This is a genomic window from Sporosarcina sp. P19, assembly GCF_002743165.1.
GTDB classification, from domain to species: domain Bacteria; phylum Bacillota; class Bacilli; order Bacillales_A; family Planococcaceae; genus Sporosarcina; species Sporosarcina ureae.
On sequence record NZ_PDYR01000027.1, the window covers coordinates 1 to 11,840 of the forward strand.

12 protein-coding genes are annotated in these 11,840 nt (G+C 40.1%); 7 read left to right on the top strand and 5 right to left on the bottom strand.

Translation table 11 applies throughout. The annotated features are described in order from the left end of the window. The first annotated feature begins 493 nt into the window (after positions 1-493). Entirely contained in the window at positions 494-1,210 is a 717-nt protein-coding gene (locus tag CSV74_RS16235) for a YebC/PmpR family DNA-binding transcriptional regulator (protein ID WP_029055105.1), read from the top strand. A gap of 46 nt (positions 1,211-1,256) precedes the next feature. On the opposite strand, the gene CSV74_RS16240 is transcribed toward CSV74_RS16235, so the two are convergent. After that, positions 1,257-1,631, bottom strand: coding sequence for an SLAP domain-containing protein (locus CSV74_RS16240; RefSeq protein WP_099692434.1), 375 nt, complete (start codon positions 1,629-1,631; stop codon positions 1,257-1,259). Between the two features lie 217 nt (positions 1,632-1,848). Between CSV74_RS16240 and CSV74_RS16245 the strand changes: the two genes are divergently transcribed. The 3 genes from CSV74_RS16245 to CSV74_RS16255 all read left to right on the top strand — a co-directional run bounded on the left by CSV74_RS16245 (position 1,849) and on the right by CSV74_RS16255 (position 4,304). Further along, complete coding sequence (locus CSV74_RS16245) at positions 1,849-2,316, top strand: low molecular weight protein-tyrosine-phosphatase (protein ID WP_099692435.1); 468 nt, start codon at positions 1,849-1,851, stop codon at positions 2,314-2,316. Further along, positions 2,313-3,014 (top strand): RluA family pseudouridine synthase, encoded by a 702-nt coding sequence (locus CSV74_RS16250; protein ID WP_099692436.1) that lies wholly within the window; start codon positions 2,313-2,315, stop codon positions 3,012-3,014. Before CSV74_RS16245 ends, CSV74_RS16250 begins: the two co-directional genes overlap by 4 nt. A gap of 75 nt (positions 3,015-3,089) precedes the next feature. After that, positions 3,090-4,304, top strand: a complete 1,215-nt coding sequence (locus tag CSV74_RS16255) for a carboxylate--amine ligase (protein WP_099692437.1) — start codon at positions 3,090-3,092, stop codon at positions 4,302-4,304. Between the two features lie 54 nt (positions 4,305-4,358). Here CSV74_RS16255 and CSV74_RS16260 read toward each other — a convergent pair whose 3' ends face one another. Further along, entirely contained in the window at positions 4,359-6,092 is a 1,734-nt protein-coding gene (locus CSV74_RS16260) for a methyl-accepting chemotaxis protein (RefSeq protein ID WP_099692438.1), read from the bottom strand. Positions 6,093-6,375: 283 nt separating this feature from the next. Here CSV74_RS16260 and CSV74_RS16265 point away from each other — a divergent pair, with 283 nt between their 5' ends. Continuing rightward, positions 6,376-7,419 carry a lipid II:glycine glycyltransferase FemX gene (locus CSV74_RS16265; RefSeq protein ID WP_029055099.1) on the top strand — a complete coding sequence of 348 codons (1,044 nt, stop codon included), beginning with the start codon at positions 6,376-6,378 and terminating at the stop codon, positions 7,417-7,419. A gap of 38 nt (positions 7,420-7,457) precedes the next feature. Further along, positions 7,458-8,639 carry a DEAD/DEAH box helicase gene (locus tag CSV74_RS16270; protein ID WP_099692439.1) on the top strand — a complete coding sequence of 394 codons (1,182 nt, stop codon included), beginning with the start codon at positions 7,458-7,460 and terminating at the stop codon, positions 8,637-8,639. 167 nt (positions 8,640-8,806) lie between these two features. On the opposite strand, the gene map is transcribed toward CSV74_RS16270, so the two are convergent. The 3 genes from map to CSV74_RS16285 all read right to left on the bottom strand — a co-directional run bounded on the left by map (position 8,807) and on the right by CSV74_RS16285 (position 10,830). Continuing rightward, positions 8,807-9,556 (bottom strand): type I methionyl aminopeptidase, encoded by a 750-nt coding sequence (gene map / locus CSV74_RS16275; protein ID WP_029055097.1) that lies wholly within the window; start codon positions 9,554-9,556, stop codon positions 8,807-8,809. A gap of 93 nt (positions 9,557-9,649) precedes the next feature. After that, the gene (locus CSV74_RS16280) at positions 9,650-9,991 is read right to left on the bottom strand and encodes a magnetosome magnetite crystal formation protein family (RefSeq protein ID WP_029055096.1); all 342 of its coding nucleotides are present in this window, start codon (positions 9,989-9,991) and stop codon (positions 9,650-9,652) included. A gap of 101 nt (positions 9,992-10,092) precedes the next feature. Continuing rightward, on the bottom strand, positions 10,093-10,830 hold the full coding sequence (locus CSV74_RS16285; protein WP_099692440.1) for a hypothetical protein: 738 nt from the start codon (positions 10,828-10,830) through the stop codon (positions 10,093-10,095). A gap of 231 nt (positions 10,831-11,061) precedes the next feature. Between CSV74_RS16285 and CSV74_RS16290 the strand changes: the two genes are divergently transcribed. Then, on the top strand, positions 11,062-11,607 hold the full coding sequence (locus tag CSV74_RS16290; protein WP_029055094.1) for a GNAT family N-acetyltransferase: 546 nt from the start codon (positions 11,062-11,064) through the stop codon (positions 11,605-11,607). Positions 11,608-11,840 lie beyond the last annotated feature (233 nt).

Genomic DNA, 11,840 nt, shown 5'->3' on the forward strand with positions numbered 1-11,840 from the left:
TGCTGATCTTCTTCCTGTAAAAACTACAACCTAAATAATTTCCACTTAGTAGCGCAGGCACAACTGCGGGGTAGGCCGTGGCCATGAGACAACTGGCAGCCCCACCGCCAGCTGGCTCCTGGCTGGAGGCAATCCCCCACGTGCCTACGCGGGTCCGGAAAGCAAACACTCACTAACTTCAGTGCCCAACAGCCAGTCGAGCCACGTCCCCAACAAAAAGTAACAAAGACCCGCAGCCGCATAATCGTTCCACCAAACGCGTCTCTTAGTCGGATATTGCACCCAATCTGTCAGTTTATTAGCCCTGTTAAAACCACGACCTAAATAATTACCAATCACTAGCGCAATGTTCCAAGCGCTTGGAACATAAGTCATGGTGCCATCCATTTCTATTTATCTCACATCGTTATTCTTTTTACTTTTCATGTCAAAAAGCAATTGGTATACTAAATAGTAGTAAACCATTATAACTAAAGGAAAGAGTGTGCAGCCAATGGGCCGTAAATGGAATAACATTAAAGAAAAAAAAGCGTCTAAAGATGCGAACACAAGTAGAATCTATGCAAAGTTTGGTCGTGAAATATATGTAGCAGCAAAATCAGGAGATCCCAGTCCTGAATCCAACCAAGCACTGAAATTCGTACTCGAGCGTGCAAAAACATACAGCATACCGAAAGCAATCATTGACCGTGCGATTGAAAAAGCAAAAGGTGGCGGCGAGGAAAACTTCGACGAACTTCGTTACGAAGGATTCGGACCGAACGGCTCTATGGTCATCGTGGATGCATTAACAAATAACGTCAATCGGACAGCTTCCGAAGTACGTGCGGCATTTGGTAAAAATGGAGGAAACATGGGAGTTAGTGGTTCTGTAGCTTACATGTTTGATCCAGCTGCTATTATCGGTGTTGAAGGCAAAACGGAAGATGAAGTATTAGAGTTATTAATGGAAGCAGATGTTGATGTAAATGATATCGAAGAAGAAAATGGGCAAGTGGTAGTATACGCAGACCCATCCCATTTCCATGAAGTGCAGGAAGCATTCCGTCAAGCAGGTGTTACGGACTTTACCGTAGCCGAGTTGTCCATGATTGCTCAGAATGAGATTTCATTGGATGAAGAAGCGCAGGAGCAGTTTGAAAAAATGATCGATGCACTCGATGATTTAGAAGACGTACAACAAGTTCATCATAATGTTGAATTGGCATAAAAAACAGCTGTTCCATAATGTGATGGAGCAGCTGTTTTTTCATGTATTACTTTATGATGACTTTCCATCCGTCAGTAGGTTCTTCAATGGAATTTACATAAGTAGGTAAAAAGACGAAAGACCAAGGTGTTGCAGTAAAAGGTGGAATATCGAGAGACAATGAAAAAGTCTCCTCAGCTGCTGTATCTCCTCGTTCATTCACTACACATACTGTAGCTTCACGAATAGATAATACTTCATCACGATTATTTTGCAAAAATACAGTAGCGACTAATCCTCCATCGCGTTTATGTTTTAACAGTATGGGTGTAGCTGTAAATTCTTCCTGAACAGATCTTTTAGTTTCATATTGATGAATAAAAGCCTGTTTTTGTTGATCTGATAAAGTAGCTTCCCAAGTAGCTTCAAACACAATTTGCATAGTTCAACCTCCTTATTCCTATATCATTCCCTCGATATTGATATTTAAGTCCTATTATATCACAGAATAATAAAAAATATTAACTACGACTTAATTCTCTTGTGGACGATATATTTCGTCGCATATAGAAATATTGCGATCACTTTACATAGAATGAAGGAAATTATCGAATGATGTATACTAGAGTAGAAATGCACTAGTAAAAGGAGAGAGTGGTATGATACGTGTATTATTCGTTTGTCTCGGGAATATTTGTCGCTCACCAATGGCTGAAGGGGTTTTTCGTAAGATGATTCATGATGAACGATTAGAGAATCGCATTGAAGTAGACTCGGCAGGAACAAGCGATTGGCATGTCGGGAAAGCGCCCCATGAAGGAACGCTGTCCAAACTGGCAGAATTTCAAGTTTCGGCAGAAGGGATGGCCGGACGTCAATTGAATGTGAAAGATGCAGAGGAATTTAATTATATTATCGGAATGGACGCAGAAAACATCCGAAATATTCATAACATCTTTGGAGATCATGATCATCAGCGTGTGCTCCGTTTTTTGGATTTGACAAGTCATCAAAAAGATGTTCCAGATCCGTACTTTACTGGTGATTTTCAAGAAACATACGACTTGGTGCTTGAAGGTTGTCAGGCATTAATGGATCTTATTAAAAAAGAGGAATCCATAAAATGAAGATTCCTATACTATATGAAGATAACCATCTCTTAGTCGTTGAAAAACCGGTCAATGTGCCGGTGCAAGAAGATGAAAGTGGAGACTTGGACGTATTGACTATTCTAAAGCAAGATATTAAGAGACGTTATCAAAAGCCAGGGAAGGTATATCTTGGTTTAGTACATCGTCTCGATCGTCCTGTTGGCGGTGTGATGGTATTTGCAAAAACTTCCAAAGCGGCATCTCGTCTATCCGATCAGCTTCGTCGGGGCATCATTGAACGGAGATATTTAGCGGTTCTCCGTGGTGTGCCTCGGAAAAAACAATCTACTCTCCAGCATTATTTATACAAGAATCGTCAAAAAAATCAAGTGTATAGTGTGAAGCCGAACCATCCGGAGGGGAAAGTGGCCAGTTTGGATTATCAACTACTCGATAGTAAAATTGATCAAAGCTTAGTAAGTGTACGTCTACATACAGGACGATCACACCAGATTCGTGTACAAATGGCAACAGAAGGGCTCCCTCTCTATGGTGATCAGAAATATGGAAGTTCAATGAATAAGCGTGGCGAACAGATTGCATTATGGGCGCACAAGTTGGAGTTCGAACATCCGACAACAAAGGAAAAGATGCAATTTACTTCAGAAGCACCACGGGTTTATCCTTGGGAATTATACACTACTCATGATGAAGTTTATAAAACGTATGGTTAGTGGAAAACCATCCATTCTTGACTTACGAATTCGATGCAACTACACTAAATGGAAAAACGTCTGTTGGAGGAATATATGAGTAAGCAATCTTTTATCCCGATTATTGTCGGAACTAATATTAACGCCTATAATATGGCGATTTCATTTCACGAAGAATATGGCATTAAACCTGTAATTGTAGGTAGAGAACCGTTGCCATTCACAAGTTATAGTAGAATTACAGATATCCAGGAATTAAATACGGGTTTGCATGATCCTAAAATATTCGTCCAGTTTTTACGTGAAATCGCTAAAAAATATCGTACTGCTGATCAAAAATTAGTGCTTGTCGGAACAGACGATTTATATGTCCGTCTGATTATTGAGCAGCGAGAAGCTTTGCAAGAAGATTTTTTGTTCAATTATATTGATGAGGAAATTATGAATGCTGTGTATATTAAGAAAAATTTCTATGAATTATGTGCTGAACATGGAATAGATACACCTTCTACGTACTTTCATTCATGTTTATCCGATGAACCATTTACAGAAGAAGTACTGTTCCCGGTCATCATCAAGCCAAGCGACGGCGTTCAATACTATCGCCATCCGTTTGAAGGATTGCAGAAAATCTATAAAGTCGATACATATGAAGAAATCAACCGCATTATCCAAATGGTAAAAGCCAGTGGGTATACGGAAGATCTGATCATTCAGGACTTCATTCCTGGCGACGATACGTATATGTGGGATGCCGTATATTATGCTGATCAGCATGGTAAAGCGCAGTTAATTACATTGGCACAAGTGGTACTACAAGAACGTGCTATGACAGCAATCGGAAATTATACGGCATTGATTACGCGTTATAATGAAGAAATCATGACGAAGCTTGCGAAGTTCCTAGAAGCGATCGGTTATGTCGGTTACGGAAACTTCGACTTGAAATACGATAAGCGCGATGGCAAATTCAAAGCGTTTGAAGTGAATATTCGTCAAGGACGTTCAAGTTATTACATTACGCAGTGCGGTGAGAATATGGCGAAGTATTTGGTCGATGACTTAGTATACGGGAAGGAAAAGCCGTTAACATATTTAGATGACCACTTCCTATTCACTGTCGTACCGAAAGTGGTATTGAAAAAGTTTGTTGATAATCCGCCTATGGAAAAAGAGATCCGATCTCTGATCAAAGCAGGAAAGTATGGTAATCCTTTATTTTACAATAAAGATAAGCATATGAAGCGTAAATTGTATTTACTGATGCGTCAAATTAACTACTACAAGAAGTATAAAAATGCTGTTAAATAAGAAAAGATCCCTGCACATCACATGCGCAGGGATCTTTTATCTTTACTTACATATTTAGCTGAATCGGTCTACGAGGTCGTGCATAGTCTCGGCTTCTGTATGAAGGTCGAGAGAAGCGTGCATAATCGTGCTGATGGCAGCTTTTTGTTCATCGATGGATGCATTGACCTGTTCGGTAGCTGCTGCTGATTCGGTTGCGACTGCTGCAATTTGATCAATTGCCTGAACAACATGTTGTCGATTTTCGTCCATGCTGTTCATATCATCTTCCATAGTCTTCAACAGTGAGGTGATGTTGAGGATGGAATCGGATAATTGTTCAAAAGCATTTTTTGTATCTATAATCGTGCCTTCTTGATCACTCGTCAAATCTAATGTGTGTTTCATTTGATTTTCAGCAGACGTCGTATCTTTTCGGATATGCACTAGTAGGTCGCGAACTCTCGTAGTTGCCTCGTTCGTGTCTTCAGATAATTGACGTACTTCATTTGCTACTACAGCAAATCCTTTTCCGTGTTCACCTGCGCGAGCGGCTTCAATACTGGCGTTTAATGCGAGTAAGTTTGTTTGTTCTGAGATCGATGAAATCGTTTGAACGATGGCTTGGATTTCATTCATTCTGGATACGAGTTGTGAGAAATTACCTTGCAAGTCGTTGATTACGATGTTGAAGTTATTAGAATTCTCCTCCAATGTCTCGGCTTTTTGCATACCTGAACTTTGTAGATCATTCATGCTGCGCATCTCCGTCACGACGTTTTCATATTGTGCAGATGCATTAGAAATCAGGGTAGATAATTGCCCCACTTTTGTGATTGCAACGTCTGCTTCTTCGGATTGCAATACTGCACCTGAAGAAACTTCAGCAATAGCGCTGTGGATTTCGTCAGCCGATGCTGTTGCTTCTTCTGTAATTGCGCTAAGTGTTTCGGAAGATATTCTCATGCGGTCTGAAGAAAGTCTTGTATGACCGACCATCTCATTCAGATTATTTTTCATCTTATTCACATTTTCAGCTAAGTGGCCGAGCTCATCACGTGAACGGATCGGAATATCTTCACCTGACAGTTTACCTTGCGCAATTTCTGCTGTAATGAGGCGAATATTCTTAATGTATGATGTCAGACGTCCTGAGAAAATGGAGAATAGTGTAACGCCTACAATGATAGAAATAATGACTGAAATTAGGGTGTACCATAGTACATTTTTGGCTCCAGCATTAAAGTCAACTAGATAGGTTCCGGCTACTACGATCCATCCCCAATTAGGATCTTCTAAGCCGTAGGTGATTTTTGGTGCTTCTACATTCAGGTTACTTGGCAGCGGCCAGTCATATTGTACAAAACCGCCTCCGTTTTTAGCTTCTGAAATTACTTCGCGAATAAAGTAACGACCATCTTTTGTTTTGGTTTCATAGAGACTTTCTCCTTCTTTCTGCGGATGTACAAGCAGAGTGCCTTCCTCATCCACTACATAAAAGTAGAAGTTCTCCCCGTATTTGGCTGGATTGTCTAAAGCTCTAGTACCATCTGTGGCCATAGGTCCCATAATTTTATCTTTAGCCCGTTCTTGGGCGTCTTCTAAACTAATTGTACCGTTCTCTACTTGAACATTGAGCTCATCGATTAAGTCTAGGACAGCATACGTCCCGTTCTGTAATCCCATTTCCCCGACTTTCTCAAGCTCTTGCTTCGCTACAAAGTAATTGACGATACCTACAGCTAGTAGTGGTATTAAAATAACTAATGCTGCAAGCGCTATCAACTTGTTACGTACTGAACCTTTCAATATGTAATCCCCCTTTTGCAATTTATATATGAAACCTTTCTCCCTTTTTTATAGTATAGGCTATTCTGATTAATAACGGAATAGCTTGTCTCATTTAATAGTAATTTATTACTTATTTTTCAAGCTTCGTTGTTAAATGGCAGGCGCATACTCTTCGATTCTTGACTTGAAAAATGCAGTAGGCTACACTTAATAGAGCTGTGGCTGTACGGTTCTTAAAGATTTTTAAAAGATTAAAACGGAAGTTGTATGGAGCTATAGTAACGTAAGGAGTGTTCGAGCAGTGCCGATTTTAGATAAAAGCAATGCGGAAGATGTTAAAAGATATGAAACGTTTATGAGGAATTCTCCATTTCGTTCGATTACACAAGATCCTAACTGGGCACATGTAAAAGATGACTGGGGTAACGAGCAAGTATATGTAGAACGGGACGGAGAAATTGTAGCCGCTATGTCCTTATTGATACGAAAGGTACCAGGTGGTTTTTCATTATTATATGCACCACGTGGACCTATCTGCGATTTACATGATCAGAAACTGGTTGAAGAATTGATTCAAGAGGCAGAAGTGCTTGTGAAAAAACATAAAGCCTTTGCATTAAAAATGGATCCTGAACAGCTGTATACAGATGAATTGGACAAGTTATATCGTGATGCAGGTTACATAGTACGCAACGAAGGCGCGGGTAAAGAAGATTTAATCCAGCCTCGCTACAATATGATTGTTAAATTGACGGATGAAGATGAAGATTCCTTAATGCTTAAGTTCCGTAGCAGAACACGAAGTAAAATTCGAAGCTCAGCACGTAAAGGTGTAGAAATATCTTATTCACGCAGTGATGAGTATTTAAAGAAGTTCTTTGAAATCCATGAAGAAATGTCTGTTCGGAATCAAATTTCTATTCGTTCATATGATTATTTCGTCAAAATGCGAGAAGCATTTGATGATTTACGCATCTATATAGCAAAGCATGAAGATGACTACTTAGCCGGTGCTGTAACTATTAACTATAACGGAAAATTGTATTACTTATACGCAGGCAGTTCCAACACGAAGCGTAATCTAAATCCTAGTTATCTCATGAACTATGAAATGATGAAGTGGGGACTGGAAATCGGTGCGGAACAGTATGATCTTGGTGGAGTATTCGTACTCGACAGTGAGCAAGATGGATTATATAATTTTAAAAACAGTTTTTGTCAAGTAGACGGAGTGACAGAATTTATCGGGGAAATCGATAAAGTGTACAAGCCGTTCATTTATAACATGTTTGTGAAAGTAGTGCCTAAAATTCAGAAGTTGAAAAAGAAGCTTCAAAAAAAATAACCGGTTGAAGTCCTCAACTACAGAAAAGAGTGAACCGAATGAATTTTTTAGACGAGCTGAATGAATCTTTGCGCACAAAATGGAAATTTAAACAGCCTATGCCGATTCAGTCTCAAATGATACCCGAGATGTTGTCTGGTAAAGACATAGTAGCTGAATCACCAACAGGGACAGGTAAAACACTAGCCTACACGTTACCTGTGATTCAAATGGTCGACGGAGATCTACCGAAAACACAGGCGTTAATCATTACACCATCACAAGAGCTATCTATGCAGATCGTCAATGTGATACGTGAGTTGGTTGAAGGAACTCCTGTAACGGTAACTCAGCTGATTGGCGGTGCAAACATGCAACGTCAGGTCGAAAAACTGAAGAAAAAACCGACAATCGTAGTCGGTACACCAGGAAGATTAAATGAACTAGTAAGAGAAAAAAAGCTGAAAATGTATGATATTCAATACTTGGTCATTGACGAAGCGGACCAACTTCTCTCTCGCGAATACCGCGTATTGGTGAAAAGCTTGATTGAAGCAGCAAACCCTGGACGTCAGTTAGCGGTTGTATCCGCCACAATTACGGATGAAATCGAACTCGTTGCTAAGCAACTGATGAAGGATCCAATCCGACTGCAAGTCAATTCAGATGAAATTCCAAACAGCGGCCAAGTGGTCCATTCTTACGTAAAAGTAGATGAACGCAAAAAGACGGATATACTTCGAGGGATTTCCGCATTATCAGGCGTACGAGCATTAACATTCATGAATAATGTGGATCAATTGCGCATGAAAGAGTTGAAACTACTTTACAATGATGCACCGATCGCAGTCCTTTATTCTGACATGAAAAAACTCGACCGACAGAAAACATTGGAAGACTTCAGGAAAGGCACTATTCGCATCCTCATCGCTACAGACTTAGCGGCACGAGGATTGGACATCGAAGGACTGACACACGTCATCCATGTGGACGTCCCGCATACAGCCGAACAATACGTGCATAGATCAGGAAGAACTGGCCGCGCCGGAGCAGACGGAGAAGTCCTCACACTTCTGTCCTACCCAGAAGAACGCGACTACCGTAAAGTTTCCAAGGGCATTAAAACCGTCCAAAAAATTTGGTACAATGGACAACTGATTGAAGGAAACTCCAAAACAGTTGACGACTTGAAAAAAGCGGCACCAAAGAAATCAAAACCAAAAGTTAAGAAAAAGAAATAACAAAAAACGTATCACCCAAACGATGATACGCAAAGACTGAAGACTACCCTCGTATGATGGGGGGAGTCTTCAGTTTTTTCTTTTAACTAGTATGTCAGTTCTCCAACACTCTCGTAGCATAAAAAATGAGCATGCACGGAAACGTCCGCACACACTCATTCACATCATCAATCAAGCTGAGTCAAAATAATAGGCTGCCCCTTCGTCACGACAATCGTATGCTCGATCTGCGCAACGAGCGACTTGTCAGGCGTGACAAATGTCCAACCGTCATCCAACTCAATCACATGCTCAGCAGTATGCGAAATGAACGGCTCCACGGCAAGAACCATACCATCCTTTAATAACGTTTTATCCCAAGGATCGTAATAATTTAGAACATGCTGAGGCTCTTCGTGAAGAGACGTACCAATTCCGTGACCGGTTAAGTTTTTGATCACACGCAAGCCATTATCTTTCGCTTCACGCTCCACAGCTTTACCGATTTGATTTAAACTAGAACCTGCTTTTACTTTCAATAACGCGCGGTCCAATGCTGACTTTGCTACATCGCATAACTTCTGCTTTTGCTCGTCAGGTGTACCGGCCACGAATGAAATACCAGTGTCTGCAAAGTAGCCGCCAGCTGATCCAGAAACATCTATATTCACAAGATCACCGTCTTGGATCTCGTAGCTTCCTGGAATGCCATGCGCTACCTGATGGTTTACACTGATGCATGTATAGCCAGGGAAATCATACTGATCGATAGGAGCAGAAACCGCACCTTTTTCAGCGAACAGGCGACCTGCCATATCATCAAGTTCTTTCGTCGTGATGCCAGGTACTGTAGCATCTTTCAACGTTTCACGAATTTCCGCCACAATTTTACCAATTGCCCGTAACCCCTCTAATTGTTCATCATTTTTTACAATCATGTTTACAAGTCCTTTCTTCCGTACAATTTATTCAATTCTACTATATCATACTTTATTGATGTTTTTTTAATGATTCGCTTGTTCTACCATTCCTTACTTCAAGACTTTTACACCTTGATACACATTCCAAATTAAGACGCTTACAAACAACAAACTATATAGAATGATGAATAGCATAGGAACGAATCCCCAGAACATCATATTGCTGTTTGTATTTGTAATGGTATCGACATTAAAGGAAAAAATTGAAAAGGACATGACGATAAAACCAGCAATCAGTAATGCCATAGGAACGATATGTGAAACGAATGCCTTTTTTGCATGACGACGAACTTCGAATTCATCCGCAACGAAATAAATGATGATCGGCAATAGAAGGGGGGCGAAAAATACACTGAAATAACTAAGTGAAGACAATAATTTTGAATTTGACATAGCGTAACCTCCACTCTCTAGCATGATAGTCCATACTCTAACCTATACCCTAGTTTACGGTATAATCGTGAAAAAAACACGGTTGCCCAATTGGCACCGTGTTATAATTGTTTGGGTTTTGAAAAACGCTGACCCATAAATAGTATAAAACCGATTACTGCGGAAAGAAATAAAGCGGCTGTTGAAACAAATAGTTCATCGGTTCCATTTTTTATTGCGATACCAATGAAAGACCAAATGATAATTAAATTAAACATAGAGTCATGGTAATGATACATAAAATGTAAAGCGATCGCTGCTGTTAAAGTTAAGAAGAGGACTGTCCATAGTGGATCACTCAAACCCCATCCTGTCCAATCGTGAAATTTGAAAGCATAGTTAGAATTTGCGATGACTGCGATGAAGATCCATGCCATGTAAGCTGATATCGGAAGTCGTTCCCGATTCGTTTCCTCTACTTTTGGATAACTGAAATACAGAACTAGTAAACAAATTAATAGGGCGATCACGCTAACAATAGCCCAGTAATAATAACTATAATGCCACAATAAAAGCCATGCGATATTAAAAAAACAGCTAATTGAGAAAGTAATTGCACGTAAATTAGCAACAAATGAAGAGAGTCTAGCTGATGTTTTGAAGAATAAGTATAACCAACTGACTAGTAACAGATCTAGCACTATCCAAATCGAAAAAACGTACTCTGCAGGCATGAATAGAACCGGTACTCGATTAGCAATTTCCCAAGTAGTCAGCCCGTTAAGCGGGATTAAATTGGCGGCGATATGAGTTCCAATCATGATGAGTAGCGAAAGTACCATCAAAATTATTCTTAGCATGATAAAGTCCTCCTGAACAACAGTATACAGAGATTACGGATCGATGGAGCGGAAAAGTATGAATATTCCTTTACAAATGAGAAATTGTGGCGTTCTATTGTCTTGTACATGTAAAAAAACTATAATAAGAACTAATGAATTCAGGTAACTAGCACTGAATCTCCATTTCATTCGTATCGATTGGATAAAGTAGAAGGTTAGAACAGAATGCTTCGAAAAGGATGAGGAAAAATGATTTTACTCGAAGGGGAGCAGTGCTACCTACGGATACTCACAGAAGATGATGCGTATCAGTTCACCCAGCTGCTTATTGCCAATAAGGAGTACTGGACGGAATTTGAACCAAGGCACGATAATACCTATTACACAGTAGCAATGCAGCGGGATAAAATTCGAGAATCCCTTTATCAAATGCGTGACCGACGGGAGTATAATTTTGGTATATTTGATTCGGAAACAAGTTTGATCATCGGTCAGATTTCATTGTATAGCATTAAACGGTTACCGTTTTCCAGTGGTTTTGTGGGGTATTCCATTGATCAGCGGCAAACAGGAAGAGGAATTGGCACAGAAGCGGTCTCACTCATTAATCAATTTGCGTTTGAAAAAGTAAATCTGCACAGAGTGGAAGCCTATGTATCCCCTCGTAATGTTGGTTCGGTCAAAGTATTGGAAAAAGCGCAATTTCAGCGTGAGGGATTGTTGCGCCAATTATTGTTTATTAATGGTGTCTGGGAAGATCATTATATGTATGCTATTGTGGAAGAAGATTATTGAAAGGGCAAGACCCTTTTAGAAAAGTGGATAACTATATGGAAAAACCGGCTCTTCGAATAGAAGGTGCCGGTTTTTTGCAGTTTTTTAAGGTGGGGCAGCAATGAGCATGCAGTTGCCGCTCATAATTTCGTGTAAGCGCTCATAGTTCATGCTGATCCGCTCTATCACACGGAGTAACCGCTCTATAACGTCTAGAAACCGCTCATACATACGGTCGAAGCGATCATAGTCAA

Bases quoted from the DNA above. Each gene is read 5' to 3' on its own strand.
- CSV74_RS16235 (WP_029055105.1), top strand. From the start codon at position 494: ATGGGCCGTAAATGGAATAACATTAAAGAAAAAAAAGCGTCTAAAGAT.
- CSV74_RS16240 (WP_099692434.1), bottom strand. From the start codon at position 1,631: ATGCAAATTGTGTTTGAAGCTACTTGGGAAGCTACTTTATCAGATCAA.
- CSV74_RS16245 (WP_099692435.1), top strand. From the start codon at position 1,849: ATGATACGTGTATTATTCGTTTGTCTCGGGAATATTTGTCGCTCACCA.
- CSV74_RS16250 (WP_099692436.1), top strand. From the start codon at position 2,313: ATGAAGATTCCTATACTATATGAAGATAACCATCTCTTAGTCGTTGAA.
- CSV74_RS16255 (WP_099692437.1), top strand. From the start codon at position 3,090: ATGAGTAAGCAATCTTTTATCCCGATTATTGTCGGAACTAATATTAAC.
- CSV74_RS16270 (WP_099692439.1), top strand. From the start codon at position 7,458: ATGAATTTTTTAGACGAGCTGAATGAATCTTTGCGCACAAAATGGAAA.
- map (WP_029055097.1), bottom strand. From the start codon at position 9,556: ATGATTGTAAAAAATGATGAACAATTAGAGGGGTTACGGGCAATTGGT.
- CSV74_RS16280 (WP_029055096.1), bottom strand. From the start codon at position 9,991: ATGTCAAATTCAAAATTATTGTCTTCACTTAGTTATTTCAGTGTATTT.
- CSV74_RS16285 (WP_099692440.1), bottom strand. From the start codon at position 10,830: ATGCTAAGAATAATTTTGATGGTACTTTCGCTACTCATCATGATTGGA.
- CSV74_RS16290 (WP_029055094.1), top strand. From the start codon at position 11,062: ATGATTTTACTCGAAGGGGAGCAGTGCTACCTACGGATACTCACAGAA.